This window comes from Streptomyces malaysiense, assembly GCF_000980885.2.
GTDB lineage: Bacteria > Actinomycetota > Actinomycetes > Streptomycetales > Streptomycetaceae > Streptomyces > Streptomyces malaysiense.
Map to the genome: position 1 here is coordinate 65,800 of NZ_LBDA02000052.1, position 18,379 is coordinate 84,178.

Below are 18,379 nucleotides of genomic sequence, written 5' to 3' on the forward strand. Positions count from 1 at the left end.
CGCCCGACCAGCCGCCGGGCCGCGGTCCTGCCCGCCGCCGTGGCAACGGCGTCGGCCGGTCCAGTCTTCGCGGGGGTCGCCTTCGACCTGGCCCGTCGCAGGCGCGTTCCGCACCTGTCCCGAGGAGGCGCCTTCTCACCCGGCTCCGGGATCCGTCCGCCGCGCCGAGCCCCGGTGGACGGCTACGCGGGTGCACCGGACGCCGGGCTCGCGGGAGCCCCGGACGTCGATGCCGAGCGGAAGCCGTTCTCTTCGTGCTTCGTGCGGTGTCATTCCGTCGAGGCGAGCAGGGCCCGCAGCGCGGTCTCGTCCGCGGGATCGAGGGTCTGGACGAAACGCTGCAGCACGGCTGCGCGGTCGTGGCCGCGGTCCAGCGCGATTTTCATCCGCTCTGCGGATGTCTGGGCGGATTCCCGGCGTGGGCGATAGGCGTGCGCCCGGCCGACGCGCTCGCGTTCGAGCATCCCCTTGGTGTGCAACCTGCCCAGGACGGTCAGCACGGTCTTGTAGGCGAGCCCTGGTGTGAGGGCGGACCGGACGGCGCTCGCGGTCATCGGCTCGTCGGCGCCCCACAGCACGGCCATGATCTCGGCTTCCAGAGCGCCGCTCGGCCGACGGTCGGCACGGGCGCCACTGATCTCGTGAGCCACCCCGACCCTCCTGTCTACCCGCGTGCGGGCTCCGCCCGATCCTACGCGGCGTGGGGCTTCGTACAGGGGGCGGTTGCCGCCGCTCATCAGGCACTGGCTAGTCTCACATCTCGTAGGAAGAATCCAGGAGTGTCAGCCTCAGCCTGCGCCCGGTCAGGTCCGCCGTCGTGAACCACGGAGGCGCGGCGGGGTGGTGTAGCGATGGCGTGCGGGCCGGTGCTTGGCCGAGGAGTGGCGAAATCATGAGCGGACAGCGGCGTAAGCCCTCGGGAAGGACCAAGCCGTCCGGCCCGGCCGACGTACGGGACGGCGGCCGGGCCGATGCGCGCGGAGCCGGCCCGGCCGGGGGCGGCCGGGCCGAAGCGCGCCGGGCCGGCCAGGCCGACGCCGGACGCGGCCGCCGCGCGGCGCCCACTCGGCGTGCGCCCGCGGGGCCACCCGGCAGGCGCCGCCTCATCGACTACCCACGGGCGGGCAAGCGCGGCTTTCGGCGGTGGCTTCCGTCGTGGAAGCTGGTGACCGGTACGTTCCTGCTGTTCGTCGGCGCTGGGGTGGGCCTGTTCGGGTATGCCTACGCCACGACGACGATTCCCAGCGCCAATCCCAGCACTCAGGCGCAGAGCAACACCTATTACTGGTCGGACGGCTCGGTCATGACCACCCAGGGGTCGACCAACCGGCAGAACGTCGATCTCTCCCAGGTGCCGAAGTCGGTGCAGTGGGACTTCCTCGCCGCGGAGAACGCCACCTTCTACACCGACCCCGGCGTCGACACCCGGGGCATGCTCCGCGCCGTCTACCACATGGCCACGGGCGGCGAGGTGCAGTCCGGGTCAACCATCACCCAGCAGTTCGTGAAGAACACCTACCTGACCCAGAACCAGTCGGTCACCCGCAAGTTCAGGGAGATCATGATCTCCCTGAAGATCGGTGGCCAGATGTCCAAGCCGCAGATCCTCCAGGGCTATCTCAACAGTTGCTACTACGGCCGTGACGCCTATGGCATCGAGGCCGCGGCGCGTACCTACTACCACGAGCACGCCTCCCAGCTGACCGTCAGCCAGGGCGCCTTCATCGCCGCCACGGTCAACGAGCCGAGCCTGCTGATGCACGCCGACTCGGACCCCCGGGCCAAGGCTCAGGCCACGGCGCGCTGGAAGTACGTGCTGCAGCGCATGGCCAAGATCAACAAGATCACCGCCGCGCAGGAGCAGCAGTATCTGGCCGCGGGGTTCCCGACGCCCAAGCCGTACTCCCCGTCGGCGGGGATGTCCGGGCAGACCGGATATCTGATGCAGACCGCGGAGAAGTACGTCGAAGCCCACACGTCCCTCACGGACCAGCAACTGGGCCGCGGCGGCTACCAGATCTACACCACCTTCGACAAGAAGAGGGTGAAGGCGCTGTCGGCGTCCGTGGCGGCGATGCAGAAAAAGCACCTCGACCCGAAGCACCGTTCGGCCGACAAGGACGTCCAGGTCGGCGCGGCGTCCATCGACCCGTCCACCGGCGCGGTCGTGGCCCTGTACGGCGGCGCGGGCTGGGACAAGGGCCACTGGACCAACAACGCCGACACCACCGGTGTGCCGGTCGGCTCCACCTTCAAGCCGATCGACCTGGCTGCCGCGCTCGACCACGGAGCCGTGCTCTCCCCCGGCCGGCCGGCCTCGCCGATCACCCCGGACTCCAAGTTCGACGGCGACGACGGCATCACGATCAAGAACCAGCAGGGCCAGGAGCTGCCGGACCCGGGCGACGCCACGGGACTCCTCCACCAGCGCAACGACGTCCCCACGAAGTGGGGTTACATCACTCTGCGCAAGGCTATGGAGCAGTCGGTCAACACCCCCTACGTCCAGCTCGGCGAGTACGTCGGCTACGACAACGTGGAGAACGAGGCGCTCAAGGCGGGTCTGCTGCGCAAGAGCCTGCAGTACGACACCCCCGGCTTCTACATCGGCACCTCCACCCCCTCGGCGATCCGCATGGCCGACGCGTACGCCACCTTCGACGACAGCGGTGTCCAGCACGAGCCGTACTCGGTGACCAAGGTCGTCGCCGACGGCGCACAACTGCCCGGCTTCGGCAAGCCCAAGGGGACGACGGCCATGCCTTCCTCGACCGCCGACACCGTCACCGACGTGCTGCAAAGTGTCGTGAAGAGCGGAACCGGCACGAACGCCAAGGCTCTCGGCCGCCCGGTGGCCGGCAAGACCGGTACGACCGATGACTACAAGTCGGCCTGGTTCATCGGCTACACCCCGCAACTGGTCACGTCCGTCGCCATGTTCAAGGAGGACCCGAAGAACGCCGGCCTCCAGTCGATGGGAGGTGTCGGCGGCTACTCCAAGGTCTTCGGCGCCGACATGCCCACCGAGGTGTGGACGGGCTACATGACCGCCGCTCTTCAGGGACAGCCGCTCCAGCAGTTCCCGCCCGCACCCACGCTGGGCCAGGGCACCGACGAAACGGGCGCGCCCTCACCCAGCCCCTCCGTCACCGCCACGCAGAGCACGCCCTCGGCCAGCGCGAGTCCTTCGGTGACACCGAACCCCAGCACCAGGCCGTGCCACGGGCGGAAGAAGCGGTGCGTCAGCCCGGGGCCGACGGACACCTCCGGCACCACCACCGGGGGTGCGGGCGGCGGGCTGTTCGGCGGCGCCACGGGCGGTGGCACCACGGGTGGTGGCGCCCCGGGCGGTGGCAGCACGGGCGGTGGCACCACCGGTGGTACCACCTCGCCCGCACCCACGACCAGCCCATCGGCCCAGGCCGGCGGCGTCCCCGGAGGCGCCGCGGGCTGATCGGCCCGGCGGGCAGGCGAAGGGAATTCGGCAGGCGTCGTCGCGCGGCCCGACGCCTGCCCAGCCATCGGACCACTGCCGGCGGGCAGGTCAGGGCATGGACGGGGGGCGTTGCTCCAGCAGCGTTCGGATGGGGCCGAGCGCGGTGTTCACGCCGACGAATCGCGTGACCACGTCGCGCGCCCCGGTGATCAGTCGGCCTCGCTGGAACATCAGGCGGGCGAGCCGGCGCGAGTTGTTCTGGGCGGTCTCCACGCGAGGGCGCTGCGTGCGCTCGTATGTGCTCAACGCGCGCGGAATCGAAGCGGCGCCGGTGGCGCCCAGTTCCTCGGCGAGGACAGCCGCGGACTCCATCGCCATCGCCGCGCCGACGCCCGCGGTGGGCAGGAACCCCGCCGCGGCGTCGCCGAGCAGCGCCACGCGTCCGGTGGTCCACGGCGAGGCACGCACGTCGGACATGTTCCAGTAGTAGGCGTCAGGCGTGTCGGCGACAGCCCGAAGGGCGCGCGCGCAGCGACCGTCGAGCGTGCGGAGGGTTCGCCGGACCCGCTCGGCGAACGCGGCCGGCCCCTCGGCCGTGGCATCGTGGGGCCCGCCGACGAATACGCCGATGCGGTCGCGCACGGGATAGAGCCCGATGAACGAGCCCGCGCCCCATATCTCCTCGTAAGCGCCGCAGCCGTCGTCGGTGTGGGTGTCGGCGTGGGTCCAGGCGACCCAGCCGCCCCAGCCGGTGTCGTAGGAGTGCACCTGGCCGGGATCGAGCAGGAGCGAGCGGGTGGCCGAATGGAGGCCGTCGGCCGCGATCACGGCGTCGAACTCGAGGTCGAGTCGCTTCCCCTGTTCGGCCAAGGTGACGTGGACCCGGTCGGCTTCCTGATGGAGTCCGGTCAGGGTGGTCCGGTAGGCCACCGGAATCGCCTCGATGCCGAGCAGTCCCAGCAGTTGCCCACGTTCGATGCCGCGGTAGTGGCCGAATCGGCCTATCGCCTCGTCCAGCGAGTACTCCTTCAGGACTCGCCCGGACGCGCCGTGCAACCTGTACCGGTGCATCCCGACGCTGGACTCGAGGTAACGGTCATGTACACCGATCTCGCGCAACACAGGATCGACGAACGGCATCAAACCCAGCATGTAGCCGCCGTCCCCACCCGGACCTGCCCGCTCGACCACCAGTGGGTGGAGCCCGCGGGCTCGCAGCAACCGGGCGACGGCCACCCCCGCGACACCGGCGCCGACGATCAGCAGCCGAATCGGATCCTCACGGGCGAGCCCGCGTTGCGCCATCACATCCGTCGCTCTCCGCATTCCCCGCCTCGCCTGTTGTACCGGCTGGTCCACAACGACCGTACCAAGATTGGACCAGCCGGTACAGCGTGACTAGGCTGGGGCGATGCCAGCAGGAGAGCTCGCCCCGGAGCGACGTCGACGTCTGCTCGAGACCGCCGCGCGGGAGTTCGCCGCGAGGGGGTACGAGCAGGCCTCGCTCAACGCGATCATCCACGCCTGCGACATGAGCAAGAGCTCCTTCTACCACTACGTGGGCTCGAAGGCGGGGCTGTTCGACGCGGTGGTGCGCGAGGCGACGGACGAGTTGGCCCGCTCGCTCGATATCCCCGCACCACAGGAGCTGGCCGGCCCGCACTTCTGGGACCGGGTGACCAGGCTCCTCGCCGATGTGCTCACCGTCGCCGGTCGAGGGGACTGGCACGCCGAAGTCGGAAAGCTCTTCTACCTGCCGGACGCACCCGTCGGGCGCAGCCCGGCGGTCCGCGAGGCGCTGCGCTCGATCCGTTCGTGGCTGGACCGGACGCTGAGCACCGGTCGTGAGTGCGGCGCCATCCGCGACGACCTGCCACCTTCCCTGCAGGCCGCCCTCGTGAGCGATGTCCTGCGATGCCTCGACCGCTGGTCCCTGCAACACCTGGACAAGACTTCGGCACTGACGCGGACCGACCTCACCCGAGCGCAGATCGACGTCCTCCGTCGCCTGCTCGCTCCTTGACCGAGCCACCGCGAGGACGGCCGTGCCGCATTCGGTTCCGCCCGGCGAGTGGTGGGGGCGTCCGGCGCCGCTGAGAGCTTTCGCGAATGTCTGTAATAGCATGAAAAAAAGACTCGGTCATGTCGGTGCGGGGCCTGGACGGGAGGCCCGATGGTGCAGGAAGAGTTCATTCGGACCGTGGGCGAGACGGACGAGCTGACAGGGGTTTTCATCTATCGAGTGCCGGAAGGCACCTGGTGGTGGTCGGACGAGATGTACCGCCTGTACGGCTACCCGCCCGACTCGGTCGAACCGACGAGCGAACTGCTGCGTGAGCACCAGCACGCCGATGACCGCGATCGGGTGGAGAGGGCGCTCGCGGCGGTGCGCAAGGACGGGAAGCCGATCGGCTGTTACCACCGCGTCGAGGACGCTGCCGGGAAGGAGCACGCGGTCGTCATGGTGGCCGACGCCCGGACCGACGACGCCGGTGGCGTGGTGACCGTGCGTGGCTTCATCGTCGACATCACGGACCCCGTCAGCCACCACGCCCGCCATCTCGCCGACGGCGACGTCAGCAGAGCCCGGCTCAGCCAGGAGGACATCGACCTGGCGCGCGGGATCCTCATGGCCCAGTACGGAGTTGACGCCGACGTGGCCCTGCGCATCATGCGCTGGCAGTCCCAGCACACGAACCGGAGGATGCGGGACGTCGCCAGCGCGCTCGTAGCCGCGGCCCCGACCCCGTCCGGTGAGCCGCAGCACCACCTGGCACACAGGATCGGCGCTGTTCTGTACCCCCAGGAGGGCGACTGAGGCGGAGTCCGAGTCCCGTCCGGTGCCGCGGGTACCGGGCGGGCGCCCGCTCCGGTCCGGACGGGCGCCGGGACAGCCCGCGCGGAGCATCAGGGAGCCGAAGCATCCCCGGGGCGAGCCGGTTGCCGAAGCGTCCCCGGGGTGAGCCGGGAGCCGTTCGGCCCTCGGTGGTGGACCGGGCTGCCCCTGCGCGCCGAGACACCCGGGCGCACGCTGGAATCCAGGAGGCTACGCCCGGAAGGTGATCGTCATGATGTGGTACGGCGGCGGCTGGGGCGGCTGGTTCTTCATGGCTGTCTTCATGGTTCTGTTCTGGGCGCTGGTGATCGCCGGGATCGTCGCGCTCGTCCGCTACGTCGGTGGCGGCCACCGTGACCGCGAGTCCGCACGGCCTCCCTCCTCCGACGAGCGGGGATGGGGGAGCAGGCGGGCCGAGGAGCTGCTCGCCGAGCGGTTCGCCCGCGGGGAGATCGAGGAGGACGAGTACAAACGACGGCTCGCGCTGCTGCGGGAGCACCGGTGAACGCGTACCGTCGGCGCGGCACCTGGCCGGTCATCGCCGGGGCTGTCGCCGCGCTGGTGCTGGGCATCGCGACCACCATGCTGGTGGCCGGCTCCGGCGCTTCCCGCCATGCGGCTCCCGCGCCATGGCGGGCCCAGGGTGCGCGCTGCGGCTCACCGGCACTGCCGGGCAAGGTGGTGGACGTGACCGTGAGCGACATGGGGTCGGGCATGACGGGCGGCACTCCCGGCGGAGACGGGATGCGCATGATGCGTCTCGTGGCCCGCCCGGCCACGGTCTCCGCCGGCGTGGTGTCGCTGCGCGTGACGAACATCGGTGCCGCGGTGCACGAGGTGGTCGTGCTCCCGCTGCCGTCCGGCCAGGGAATCGGGCAGCGCTCCACCGGCCCCGACGGAAGGGTCGACGAGGCGGGCAGCCTCGGCGAGGCGTCCCGCACCTGCGGGACGGGCGAAGGGGACGGGATCGCCCCCGGCGCCAGGGGATGGACCACGCTGACGCTGCGTCCCGGGCACTACGAACTCGTGTGCAACCTTCCCGGCCACTACCGCGCCGGGATGTACACCGAACTCGACGTAGGCGGGTGACCGGTCCGGCGGCAATGCCCGTCTACACCTGGCGCCGCCGCCGCACCGGTGACCGGTGCCGGTCCTCCGCGGCGGGCGCGGAACTCCCGCTGGGCCGAAAGCTGGGACCTGTACCGGTGTCTGCCTGTGAACCGCTGCGCCACGTGCCGGCCGGGTTACCGTGGGTCGACACGGCACGAGGGAGCACGGGAGTCGTTGTGGTGTCGACCGCAGGGGACCGCACCGTCACGAGGACGCTGCCGATCATCCTCGCCCTCTCCCTCGCCTTCACGGTAACGGTCGTCGACCCGTTGGTGCTCAATCTGAACATGCCGCAAGTGAGCCGGGCCCTCCACGTTCCGCCGCAGGCGATCGGACTGCTGGGCGGGGCGGCCACGCTGACGATGGCCGCTTCCGTCCTCGCCGCGGGCAGGATCGGGGACGCGTTCGGGCTCAAGCGGCTGCTGAAGCTGGGGCTGGTCGTCGTCACGGTCGTCGACCTGCTGTCCTGCCTGTCGCCGGGTTACGTTTTCCTGCTGGTGATGCGCTTCCTCGCCGGGCTGGGGATGACGGCGCTGCTGGGAGTGCCGCTGGCCCTGCTGAAGGTGTCCGTGGCACCGGAGAAGCGACCGGTGGCCATCGGCGGCCTGATGGCCGTCGACGTGCTCCTGTGCGGACTGCTCCCCGCCTTCACGGGCTGGGCGGTGACGGCGGTCGGTTGGCGGTTGCTCTTCTTGATCGCCCCTCTGCTGTGCCTGGTCTCGCTCTGGCTGACCATCCGCTACGTCCCGGAGTCCGAGGTCCGCCAGGGCAGTCGCGTCGACGTGCCCGGTATCGCGCTGATCGGACTGACGCTGCTGACTCTCGTCGTCGGACTCGCCGCGGCACAGAACGGTGTCTCCCGGCCCCAGACCTGGGTGCCGCTGGTGCTCAGCGCGGTCGCCGTCGCCTTGTTCGTACGCCATGCGCGCCGGGTTCCCGAACCCGCGCTGGATCTGGCGCTGTTCCGCAGCGCGCCCTTCAGCGTGGCCCTGGCCGCGACCCTGACGCTGAACTTCCTGATCGCGGGGCTCGGCATCGTTCTGGGGCAGTTCGGCAGCGTGGTGCTGTCGATGTCCCCGGAGAGCATCGGCCTGCTGTATCTGCCCGGCACCCTGCTGATCGCCGGTGCCGTGATCCTGGCCGGCCACCTGGTCGGGAAACGCACCCCGAGACCGGTCATGGTCACCGGCCTGCTGGTGATGGCGGCAAGCGGCTTGCTGGCAGCGGGCACCGCCAGTCCCACCGTGGCGCTGTGGCTGCTGGTGCTCGTCACATGGCTGTGCAACCTCGGCTCCGTCGTCACTTCCGCATCGGTGTCCGAGACCGTGCTCTCCCAGGCACCGGAAGGGCGTTCCGGCACGGTGGCGTCCGTGCAGATGGCGTTCGCGGTGAGCGGCGCCGCGTTCGGTCCCACCACGTACCTTCTGCTCCTCAACCACTTCTTCCACCGGCAGTGGCTGGCGGACGCGAGAACGCGCGGGCTGACGGTGGCCCAGGCCTCGCGGGCCGTGGGCGCCGTGCGCAGCGGGCTGGCGCAGACCCCCGGAACCACCGTGTACGACCCGAATCTGCTCCGACAGGCTTCGGGACTGAACCTCGGACTCGACTTCGCCGACGCGCTGCGGCTCACCATGCTGACCGTGAGTGTCCTGCCGCTCGTTGTGGCGGTGCTGGCCTTCCTGCTGATGAGGCCCCGCCGCGGAAAGCCCCGCCAAGGAACGAGACATGCCTGACGCCGCGCACATCGTGAGTGACGTGATGACCGTGCCCGCGGTGATCGTCGGACGCGGCGCGCGCTTCAAGGAGATCGTGCGTGTGATGGAGCAGCGGCAGGTGAGCGCCCTGCCCGTGGTGGGGGACGACGGGCACGTCGTCGGTGTGGTCTCCGAGGCCGACCTGCTGCCCAAAGAGGAATTCGGCGGTCGCGAGCTCACCCGCTTCGAACGGATCGCGCGCCGGACCGATCTGGTTCGAGCGGAGGCGCTGACGGCCGAGGAGCTGATGACCACGCCCGCTGTCACGGTCCGTCCGGACGACACGCTGGCCCAGGCGGCTCGCCTCATGGCCGTGGAACACGTGAAGCGGCTGCCGGTGGTGGACGGCGCGGACCGGCTGCGGGGCGTCGTGAGCCGCGGCGACCTCCTGAAGGTCTTCCTGCGACCGGACGAGGACATCGAAGAGGAGGTCCGCCGCACTGTGGTTTCCTATCTGTTCCCCACCCTCGCCCATGCCATCCACGTATCCGTGCGGGACGGAATCGTCACGCTGCGCGGACCCGTGTACGACACCTCGCTCATCTGGGTCGCCGAGCGGCTCATCCGCGCCGTGGAGGGCGTGGTGGACGTCGAGGCCCGGCTCGGCGGCACCGCTTCCGCCCCGGGCGGGCTCCCCACCGTGCGATGACCTGTGGGGGCCCCTCGGGCGCGGGCGAGCCCGGTACGGAGGAAGACGGAACGGCCGGCACCGGAGCGCCGACCACCGCCGGTTACCGGTTGTGTGCGGCCCGGTGGTCGTCCGCGCGGGCGGTGATGACTTCCTCGGCGTGCGGCTCGCACGGCGTTCAGCTCGGTGGGTGGGTTCACCCCTGCGGATCCGGGCGACGCTCCCGTGCATCCGGTTCGGGGCGCGAGCGGAAGTACCCATCGAGGGACCGGGCCCGCTGCCCGGTCGAGCGGCCGTCGGTCGAGGGATCCGGGAGGCGGCGCGCTCCCGGGCTCCGCACGGCGGTGCGGGGCCCGGTCCGCGGTCGACGCCGGTCGCGCGGCACACGCCCACCGCTTCGGGAGGCGTCAGGCCGGCCTACGGCCGCAGTCCGGTTCCAGGAACACTTCGTCCACGTAGCACCAGGCCCACTCGTGGCCGGGCTCCGTCGAACGCACGACAGGATGCCCGGTGGACTCGTGGTGAGCGGTGGCGTGCCCGCCGGGAGAGCTGTCGCTGCACCCCACGTGGCCGCAGGTCAGGCACAGTCGCAAGCGGTGCTCGTGACGTCCGCGGGCGACGCACTCGAGGCACGCGCCGCTCAGGGGCGCCGACTCCGGACCCAGGGCCGCCGCGTGCGGGCACACACGGCCCTGCGGGCGCCCGCCGTCCGGTCGTACGGTCCATGCCGTCACCGCCGTGCCTCGCTTCCTGCCGTCGCTTCCTGCCGTCGTTCGGTGTCGTCGCCCGTTCTTCGGGCGTGCGCGTGCGTGCGGATGCGACGGGGAGGGCGGCCCGCCGGATCACGGGGCGGGTCCGGGCAGCCGGGCGGACGATCTTCAGCTCGCGGTCGAGTACCGGGGCGGCCCGGCCGGCCGGTCTCGCCGACGGTCCGAGTGGTGCAGGAGGAACCGGCGTCCGCCTTCAGGCCGCCCGCGTCGCGGGGGGCGATCACACCGGGCTGGAGGGGTGGGCCGCCGTGGGCGAGCGTGGTGGCCATGTCCGGGGCGAGAGGATGCCGAGGACGTAGGCTCGGGCCACCAGTGCCGGGCGCGTCGGCGCTTCGAGGAGGACGCGAAGACGGCTCAGGTGGTAGTCCAAGGTCTGCCGCGACAGATGCAGTTCCTCAGCGATGTCCGCGTTGCTGCGGCCCGCCGCGAGCAGGGCGACTATGCGTACCTGGGCGGCGGTCAGAGTGGGCTGGGTCTGTTGGCGTCGGCCCAGGTGGGTGACGACGGCCCACACGCCGGTCACGCCCGGCGCCGCCGCGCCGACGGTGGTCAGCCGGATGCGGGCCCGGCGCTGCCAGCCCTCCCCGTCCACGAGCACCGCTGAGGCGCGGGCGCTCCTGCGCCGGCCGGCGATCAGGTCGTCCCAGACTCGTAGCAGGGCGCCGCGTTCGGGTGTGTCGGCGAGCAGGGAGGCGGCGCGCAGACCGGTCAGATCGGAGAGGCGGACACGCAGGATCTCGGCCGTGGCGGTGCCGGCCTCGCTCACTCTTCCGTCCGGGGCCAGCCGGACGCAGGCCAGTCCGCTGTGGTCGCGCAGTGCGCGTAAGTCCGCCTCGGCCCGGCTCCGTTGGTCCATCGCCCGGACGTAGTCGGTGACGTCGACGTAGATACCCGGGGCGCGGCGGGTTCTCTGGTGGTGCTCGCGCTCGACGGCGACGGCACGCCGTGGCGGCGGCGGCGTCTCTGGGACTCCTCGGCGGTGGTCCGCAAGGCGCCGCTCGGTGCCGGCAGCACGCTGTCCGTGGTCCGGGAGAGTTCCCTTCCGGACGGCTCTCCGGTCCCCGTCTACGACCCCGCGGGCGGCGCCAACACCATGGCGGGGCTGTGCCTGTTGTCGGCCGACCGGCCGCAGTCCGTGGTGCGCGACCTCACCGCCCTGGTGGACGCACTGCCGGACATCCTGCGGGTGGACGGCGCCGAGGAGGCACTCGCATGACGGTCGCACCGGACGAGGCCCGGGTCCCCGGTACGGCGGGCGACCGTACCGTCGTCGGCGTCAACCTGTCGCTGCCGCTGTTCCGCACGCTGTCCGGCGTGCTGGCCGGACACCCGTATCTGAAGGTCGTGGTGGACCGGACCGAGGACACCTGGCATCTGCTCGACACCCGGGTGCACCCCTTCCACGTCGACTACATCGCCACGCGCGTACTCGGCATGACGCCGCAGCGGCTCGACGCGGAGCTGGACGCGTTCAACGCCTCGGTGTACATGGCGCCGGACCGCCGCTTCCTGCTGGGAATCCTCTCGTTGCACAGCGACGTGAACTCCGACGGCACCGAACGGCCCTTCCTCGTCCTGGAGACGACGGAGGCGGACACCATGCACGGCGCCCTGCTCCAGGAGTTCTACGACTACGTCCGCCACCGCGTGGACGGGCGGCTCCCGTTGCTGCTGAAGCCGGCCAACCACGGCCAGGAGCATGAGCTCGCCCCGGTCGGCGACGCCCGCGTCCCGCGCATCCTGAGCCAGGAGCTGTTCGGCAGCCGAACCCGGACCTGCCTCAACCCGGGTACGGCGGAGGGACGTCTGCGGTACTTCCGCAGCCCGCAGGAGTACCGGGCCGGCGCCGCGGGCCTCGGCTGGGCGGACATCGTCGCCATGGCGGGCCTGCCCGACGACGTACCCAGGGTGGCCGGATTCATCAGCACCCGCCCCACGACACCGCTCTCGCACACCAACGTGCTGGCCTCGGGCTGGGGTATCCCGAACGCGATCGTCCGCGACCTGGACGCTCTTGTGGAGCGGGACGGCCTGGACGACGCCTGGGTCCGCTACCGGGTGCAGGAGGACGCCGTCACGCTGGAACCGCTGTCCTGCGCCCCCGTGCTGGAGCGGCCGGTCTGGGACACCCAGCGCATCCACATCGACGCCCCGCTCATCGGGGACGCGCCGATCATGGAACTGCACCGGCTGCGGCTCGACGACCGCGACGGATACGGCACCAAGGCCGCCCACCTCGGCGAACTGCACCATGTGCTGGACAGCCGCAGCGCGGAGCTGACGGCCTTCTACGCCCGGCCCCGCCCGCCGCGGCCGGATCTGCTCGCCCATCTCGGCGCGCGCCTCGGTGAGCCGGAGGCGCCCCTGGAGCGGCTCCGGTTCTCGGCCGCCGAACGCGTGGCCCGGACGGTCCGGGCTCCGCGGGGCGTGGCGCTGCCGTTCCATCTGCACCACCTCTACCTGACCTCGTCGCCGGCGCTCCAACAGGGCATCGGCAAGCTGAAGATGGCGCTCGAACTCGACGCGCTCGACGTGGTCGACGCGCTCTCGCTGGACCTCCAGCACCTGATGCGCGGTACGCCGATGCCCGAGGAGGTGGCGCGAGCCATCACCACAGCCGTGCCGCGGCTGCTGGCCGACGGGCGCCGGCTGGTGGTGCGTTCCTCCTCCAACGCCGAGGACCTGCCGGGGTTCTCGGCAGCGGGCATCTACGACTCGGTGACGACGGTACGCGGCGTGGATCAGCTGATGGACGCCGTCGTCCATGTGTGGGCGTCGCTGCTGTCACCGCGGAGCGTACGGATGCGGCACCAGGTCGGCATCTCGCTGGACGACACCTACATGGGGGTGATCATCCAGGAGTACACGCCGGCAGACCTCGGGGGCGTGCTGGTCACCTGCAACCCGACGCGCCGGGAGGACTTCCGGAACGTGTACCTCAACTGCACGGCTGGTTCGCCCGAGCGCGTGGTGGACGGCACGGTCCTGCCCCACCAGTACCTGTACAACACGGTCGAGGGCGGTGGCCGTACGGTGGCCGTCGGGTCCTCGGGCACGGACCTGCCGGCGGGGACGAGGGAGGCGCTGGCCCAACTGGCCCTGGCGGGGCGCCTGCTGCAGTCCCACTTCAGCGAGGACGACCCGGACGACGCCCTGGACATCGAGTGGCTGATGACCGACGAGGGGGCGTTCCAGCTGGTCCAGGTCCGCCCGTACGCGCGATGAGCCGCCGTACGCCGGCTCCGTGGCGCCGCGCCCCGCAGGAGGACCTGACCCCGGCGGCCCGCCGTGTGATCCGCCTCAACAACGGGTTCCAGCTGCTGTTCAATCTGCTGTGGTGGATGCCCGTCTTCTACGCCTACCAGCGTGACGCGGGCCTGTCCGACGGCCAGATCTTCGGCATCCAGAGCATCTACTACGTCGCCTTCTGTCTCTTCGAGATCCCCACCGGACTCGCCGCCGACCGTATCGGCGCACGCAACTGCCTGTGGGCAGGCGCGGTGGTCATGACAGCGGCGAACCTGATGCCGGTGTTCTCCCCCTCCTGCACGGGCTTCCTCCTCCACTTCCTGGCCATCGCCGCGGGGCGCTCCCTGACGTCGGGCGCGGCCAGCGCCTGCCTCTACGACGGGCTGCGCGCGGAAGCGGCGGACGCCCACTACCTCCGCGCGGAGGGTACGGCGCGGTCCCTGGGCCTGGTGGCCAAGGTCGTCTGCTGGCCGCTCGTCGGACCGCTGATGGCGCTCGCGCCGCAGACTCCGTATGTGCTGAGCGCGGCGGGCTCGCTCGGCTGCGCCCTCGCCCTGCCACGGCTCGCTCCGCGCGACGCGAGCGGGGCGACACGGGGTGCCGCTAACGAGTGGCGAACCAAGTGACAAGTAACCCGTCAGTAGTTATCTGGGAGGGGCGGCGGAGCGTGTCTGAGTTGTCCTCTGGGTGCTCGGGGGAACGGCACGTCGTTTGTTGTGCTGCCGAGCAGGTGACTGTGCCCTGATCGCGGCGCTGCTGTCGGGCGTTGGTGGCCTGCCGGTACCGTCCTGATGTGTCGGTGCTGTGGTGGATCGTGCTGTCCGGGCTGGCCATGGGCCTGCTGTCGCTGGTGGGGGGCGTCGCGTTGCTGCTGCCCGAGCGGACCTTCGAGCGTGTGGTGCTGCCGTTGGTGGCCCTCGCAGCGGGTGCGCTGCTGGGCGGTGCCCTGTTCCACATGCTGCCCGAGTCGGTCCGGGCGCTGGGCAATCATCTGTACGTGTACGTGTGCGTGGCGGCGGGGCTGCTGTCGTTCCTGGTACTGGAGCAGTTCCTGCACTGGCACCACTGTCACCGCCCGATCGCGGCCCACCGGCCACTGGGCTACCTCGTTCTGGTCGCCGACGGGCTGCACAATTTCATCGGCGGGCTGGCAGTGGGCAGCGCGTTCGTGGTTGACGTGCGCCTGGGTGTGGTGACGTGGCTGGTGGCGGCGGCGCACGAGGTGCCTCAGGAGTTGGGGGACTTCGGGATTCTGGTGCACAGCGGCTGGAGTCCCGCTCGGGCACTGGCGTTCAATCTGGCCTCGGCGCTGACCTTCCCGCTCGGCGGTGTGATCGCCTATTCGCTGGCCGGCGAGGTCGATATCGCGGTGCTGGTGCCGTTCGCGGCCGGCAACTTCCTCTACATCGCGGTCGCTGACCTGCTGCCGGAGATCACCACGTCCCCTGCGCCTCGGGAGAAGGTCCTGCACACGGCATGCTTCGTCCTGGGGCTGGCCGTACTGCTGGGGGTCGCTGTGCTGGCCTGAACCACGAGCGGGTGAATACGTCTCGCAGGTCCGGGGCCGGCCGTTCAGGCCGGTCTGCGTACGCGCATCAGGGTACGGATCTCCTCGTCGGAGGGGATCCGGTCGAGTGGCTCTGCCTCGTCGGCGAGTACGCCGTCGATGATCAGGAGGAACCCGGTTCCCTCGTCCTGGCACTCCTCCACGATCAGGACCCTGTGACCGTCGATGTGGCGCTCTTCCACCAGGTGTTCCATCACGTCACCCCCTCTCTCCAATGACGACCGCATGCGCCCTGTGCACAGGCGTCTACCACCTGGACGGTGGGAGCGTCTTCCTGGTCCAACCATCGTGCATCGTGCCCGGCGGGACGCGTGCAGCCGAGGCCGGTGGGTCCTCCTCCTCCCTTTTCGAGGTGCCGGGGCGGCGCGCATGCCGGACGGTGGAAGGAGACGGAGGGAGCCTGCTATGAGCTGCTGGTGTGGACACGGACCGTGGCACCACTACGTGCACCCCTACCCGCCGGGCTACTACCCGCCGCCCGAGTACTACGGCCCCCCGCCGGAGCGGGCCCGTCGCACAGCTGAGACGGAGGATCTCACGGGCTTCCTGCGACGGCTGGAGGAGGAGATCGCGGCCCTCCGCCGTGACGTGGACGAGCTGCGCAGGTCGGGCGGCGAGCGGTGACGAGCCCGGGGGCGGAAAAGGAGCGACGATGACGGAACCGATCGTGGTCGGGGTCGACGGCTCCGGCCGGAGTCTGCGTGCCCTGGTGTGGGCCGCGCACTCCGCCGCACTACACCACTGTCTGCTGAAGATCGTGCATGTGCTGCCCCGCTACGAGTACGACCTGCCGTTCTTCCCCGAGGGCCGGTTCGCGGAGGCGGCCAAGCGCGGCAGGGAGTTCGTCGCCGAGGCCGCGGCGATCGCCCGCGAGGCGTACCCCGACCTGGAGGTGACCTCTGCCCTGCCCTCGGGAAAGGCGCCGGCGAAGGTGTTCCTGGAAGAAGCCGAGCACGCGCACGCCGTGGTGCTGGGAGCCAAGGGCGAGGGCGGGTTCGGGAACCTGGCGCTGGGCTCGGTCAGCCTGCAGGTCGTCGGGCACGCCGCCAGCCCGGTGATCATCGTCAACCACATCACGACCGGCCACCGCCGCGTCGTGGTCGGCGCCGACGGCTCACCGCACTCCACGGCCGCGCTGGACTACGCCTTGCAGGCAGCCTCCCTGCGCAAGGCCCGGCTGCTGATCGTGCACGCCTGGAGCATGCCGTACCCGCCCGAGCCGCCCGTGCTGATCGACCCCGACCCGGACGAGATCGCAAGGAAGCACCAGCAGGAACTGGAAGAGCAGATCAGCGGACTGCGCAAGCGCTACCCAGAGGTCGAGGTGACCGAAGACCTGGTGCGTGACGCCCCGATTCCGGCACTGACCCGTGCCTCCGACCGGGCCGACCTGCTCGTCCTGGGCTCCCGAGGCCGCGGCGGCTTCCACGGCCTGGCCCTGGGCTCCGTCAGCCACCACCTCCTGCACTTCTCGGCATGCCCCGTGGCCATCGTCCGGCCGCGCCCCGAGCCCGCCTCAGCCTGAACGACACTCCCGAGGCCGCCGGGAAGTGGAGTGCCCCGTTCGGGCGAGGCCCGCTGGCCGCCGTCGGCACATACGGTGACGCTCGACACGGCGGGAGCGCGCCACGGCCGCACACCTGGCGCCCTCGCCGACAGAGCCGGTACAGAGCGATTCAGGAGGACTTCGTCATGGAGATGCCCATTGTGAACGAGTGCGCGGTCGGAGACTGCGCCTACAACCGGGATCACGCCTGCCACGCCCTGGCCATCACCGTGGGCGATGTCCCGCACGCACACTGCGACACCTTCTTCACTGCCCCGTCCAAGGGTGGAGACCCGACCGCCACCGGCCGCGTCGGCGCCTGCAAGATGTCCGACTGCCGGCACAGCGTCGACTTCGAATGCCACGCCCCCGGCATCGCGGTGGGCTACCACCAGACCGACGTCGACTGCCTGACCTACGCACCAGCCTGAACCCTGCGCCACCGGAGCGACAGCGCTGGCGCCGTGTCCGGGGCCAGCGGACACGGATCGAGGGCATGGACGACCACAGCTTCGCCCGCTTTGCTGCCGATGCCACCGGTATCCGGCTCCTGCAGGTGCGCTCTCGCATCACCGGCGCCTCTCCCGCACTGCTGGGCATGGCCGGTGACCGTGCGGCCCAGGTACTCCTGGCCCGGCTCCTGCGGGAACACCGTCCAGGCGACGCAGTGCTGTCGGAGGAAGCGCCTGATGACCCGGCCCGGCTCCACGCCGACCGCGTCTGGATCATCGATCCTCTCGACGGAACCCGTGAGTTCGGCGAACCTCCCCGCGACGACTGGGCGGTGCACGTCGCCCTGTGGGAGAAGAACCGGCTGACGGCCGGCGCGATTGCCCTGCCCGCCCGTGCACTGGTGCTGTCCACCGGTGAACACCCGCCCGCACCACCCACCCGGGCCGGCCCCGTCAAGATGCTGGTCAGCCGCACCCGACCGCCGCCCTTCGCCGAGCAGCTGGCGGACATCCTCGGTGCGCGCGTCGTGCGGCAGGGCTCCGCAGGAGCCAAGACCGCCGACGTCCTGCTGGGAGCAGCCGGCCTGTACCTGCAGGCAGGAGGCCAGCACGAATGGGACTCCGCCGCGCCGGCGGCCGTGGCGCAGGCGCGGGGCTTCCACACCAGCCGTCTGGACGGCAGCCCGCTCACCTACAACCACCCCGATCCGCTGCTTCCGGACCTCCTCATCTGCCGTACAGAACTGGCCAGCCGCGTCCTGACCGCCTGTGCCCTGATCAATTACCAGTGTCTGTAGGCCGCCACTGCCCGGCAGACCTTGTGGAAGCTCCGGCGCGGAGCTGACACATCGTGTGCGCCGAGCAGCGGCACGGACAGCGACGCACACTGACAGCCCCCTCTCACCGGTTCGCGCAGCAGAACCGGATTCGAGTAGACATCCGACCGCGGTGGATTGGTCCGGGAACTGCCGCAGTAAATACCGGATTTACTGCGACGGAGCCCCTATCGTGATCACCGCGACCTGCGGCGG

Annotated in this window: 20 protein-coding genes; 15 read left to right on the forward strand and 5 right to left on the reverse strand. The window is 70.8% G+C overall.

The window, feature by feature from the left end; all coding sequences use genetic code 11:
• Positions 1-269: 269 nt before the first annotated feature.
• Entirely contained in the window at positions 270-650 is a 381-nt protein-coding gene (locus VT52_RS21650) for a BlaI/MecI/CopY family transcriptional regulator (protein WP_240509839.1), read from the reverse strand.
• A 515-nt stretch (positions 651-1,165) separates the two neighbouring features.
• Between VT52_RS21650 and VT52_RS21655 the strand changes: the two genes are divergently transcribed.
• Positions 1,166-3,454, forward strand: coding sequence for a transglycosylase domain-containing protein (locus VT52_RS21655; RefSeq protein ID WP_240509840.1), 2,289 nt, complete (start codon positions 1,166-1,168; stop codon positions 3,452-3,454).
• Between the two features lie 90 nt (positions 3,455-3,544).
• On the opposite strand, the gene VT52_RS21660 is transcribed toward VT52_RS21655, so the two are convergent.
• Positions 3,545-4,741, reverse strand: coding sequence for an FAD-dependent oxidoreductase (locus VT52_RS21660; protein WP_240509846.1), 1,197 nt, complete (start codon positions 4,739-4,741; stop codon positions 3,545-3,547).
• A 106-nt stretch (positions 4,742-4,847) separates the two neighbouring features.
• Between VT52_RS21660 and VT52_RS21665 the strand changes: the two genes are divergently transcribed.
• The 6 genes from VT52_RS21665 to VT52_RS21690 all read left to right on the forward strand — a co-directional run bounded on the left by VT52_RS21665 (position 4,848) and on the right by VT52_RS21690 (position 9,785).
• Positions 4,848-5,459: a TetR/AcrR family transcriptional regulator gene (locus tag VT52_RS21665; protein WP_071387571.1), complete on the forward strand. Its 612-nt coding sequence runs from the start codon at positions 4,848-4,850 to the stop codon at positions 5,457-5,459.
• Positions 5,460-5,609: 150 nt separating this feature from the next.
• Entirely contained in the window at positions 5,610-6,254 is a 645-nt protein-coding gene (locus VT52_RS21670) for a PAS and ANTAR domain-containing protein (RefSeq protein ID WP_071387572.1), read from the forward strand.
• A 250-nt stretch (positions 6,255-6,504) separates the two neighbouring features.
• The gene (locus tag VT52_RS21675; RefSeq protein ID WP_206306585.1) at positions 6,505-6,777 is read left to right on the forward strand and encodes an SHOCT domain-containing protein; all 273 of its coding nucleotides are present in this window, start codon (positions 6,505-6,507) and stop codon (positions 6,775-6,777) included.
• Positions 6,774-7,361, forward strand: a complete 588-nt coding sequence (locus VT52_RS21680) for a hypothetical protein (RefSeq protein WP_071387573.1) — start codon at positions 6,774-6,776, stop codon at positions 7,359-7,361. The genes VT52_RS21675 and VT52_RS21680 overlap by 4 nt, the downstream gene beginning before the upstream one ends.
• Before the next feature lie 200 nt (positions 7,362-7,561).
• Positions 7,562-9,115: an MFS transporter gene (locus tag VT52_RS21685; protein ID WP_071387619.1), complete on the forward strand. Its 1,554-nt coding sequence runs from the start codon at positions 7,562-7,564 to the stop codon at positions 9,113-9,115.
• Positions 9,108-9,785, forward strand: a complete 678-nt coding sequence (locus tag VT52_RS21690) for a CBS domain-containing protein (protein ID WP_206306581.1) — start codon at positions 9,108-9,110, stop codon at positions 9,783-9,785. Before VT52_RS21685 ends, VT52_RS21690 begins: the two co-directional genes overlap by 8 nt.
• A 386-nt stretch (positions 9,786-10,171) precedes the next feature.
• Here VT52_RS21690 and VT52_RS35895 read toward each other — a convergent pair whose 3' ends face one another.
• Positions 10,172-10,450 (reverse strand): UBP-type zinc finger domain-containing protein, encoded by a 279-nt coding sequence (locus VT52_RS35895; RefSeq protein ID WP_079175184.1) that lies wholly within the window; start codon positions 10,448-10,450, stop codon positions 10,172-10,174.
• Positions 10,451-10,754: 304 nt separating this feature from the next.
• Positions 10,755-11,390 (reverse strand): helix-turn-helix transcriptional regulator, encoded by a 636-nt coding sequence (locus VT52_RS21695; protein WP_079175185.1) that lies wholly within the window; start codon positions 11,388-11,390, stop codon positions 10,755-10,757.
• Positions 11,391-11,447: 57 nt separating this feature from the next.
• Between VT52_RS21695 and VT52_RS21700 the strand changes: the two genes are divergently transcribed.
• From VT52_RS21700 to VT52_RS21715, 4 genes are all read left to right on the forward strand, one after another.
• Positions 11,448-11,750 carry a hypothetical protein gene (locus VT52_RS21700; protein ID WP_071387575.1) on the forward strand — a complete coding sequence of 101 codons (303 nt, stop codon included), beginning with the start codon at positions 11,448-11,450 and terminating at the stop codon, positions 11,748-11,750.
• On the forward strand, positions 11,747-13,759 hold the full coding sequence (locus VT52_RS21705; protein ID WP_071387576.1) for a PEP/pyruvate-binding domain-containing protein: 2,013 nt from the start codon (positions 11,747-11,749) through the stop codon (positions 13,757-13,759). The genes VT52_RS21700 and VT52_RS21705 overlap by 4 nt, the downstream gene beginning before the upstream one ends.
• Complete coding sequence (locus tag VT52_RS21710) at positions 13,756-14,409, forward strand: hypothetical protein (RefSeq protein WP_420856294.1); 654 nt, start codon at positions 13,756-13,758, stop codon at positions 14,407-14,409. The genes VT52_RS21705 and VT52_RS21710 overlap by 4 nt, the downstream gene beginning before the upstream one ends.
• Positions 14,410-14,576: 167 nt before the next feature.
• Positions 14,577-15,311 (forward strand): ZIP family metal transporter, encoded by a 735-nt coding sequence (locus VT52_RS21715; protein ID WP_206306582.1) that lies wholly within the window; start codon positions 14,577-14,579, stop codon positions 15,309-15,311.
• A 44-nt stretch (positions 15,312-15,355) separates the two neighbouring features.
• Here the strand turns inward: VT52_RS21715 and VT52_RS21720 are convergent, their stop codons facing one another.
• Positions 15,356-15,544 (reverse strand): hypothetical protein, encoded by a 189-nt coding sequence (locus VT52_RS21720; protein ID WP_071387577.1) that lies wholly within the window; start codon positions 15,542-15,544, stop codon positions 15,356-15,358.
• A gap of 211 nt (positions 15,545-15,755) precedes the next feature.
• Between VT52_RS21720 and VT52_RS21725 the strand changes: the two genes are divergently transcribed.
• The 4 genes from VT52_RS21725 (at position 15,756) to VT52_RS21740 (ending at position 18,145) form a co-directional block, all read left to right on the forward strand.
• Positions 15,756-15,974: a hypothetical protein gene (locus VT52_RS21725; protein WP_071387578.1), complete on the forward strand. Its 219-nt coding sequence runs from the start codon at positions 15,756-15,758 to the stop codon at positions 15,972-15,974.
• Positions 15,975-16,002: 28 nt separating this feature from the next.
• On the forward strand, positions 16,003-16,875 hold the full coding sequence (locus VT52_RS21730) for a universal stress protein (protein ID WP_071387579.1): 873 nt from the start codon (positions 16,003-16,005) through the stop codon (positions 16,873-16,875).
• Positions 16,876-17,042: 167 nt separating this feature from the next.
• Positions 17,043-17,327, forward strand: coding sequence for a DUF1540 domain-containing protein (locus VT52_RS21735; RefSeq protein WP_071387580.1), 285 nt, complete (start codon positions 17,043-17,045; stop codon positions 17,325-17,327).
• 65 nt (positions 17,328-17,392) lie between these two features.
• Positions 17,393-18,145, forward strand: coding sequence for a 3'(2'),5'-bisphosphate nucleotidase CysQ (locus VT52_RS21740; RefSeq protein ID WP_071387581.1), 753 nt, complete (start codon positions 17,393-17,395; stop codon positions 18,143-18,145).
• Positions 18,146-18,379 lie beyond the last annotated feature (234 nt).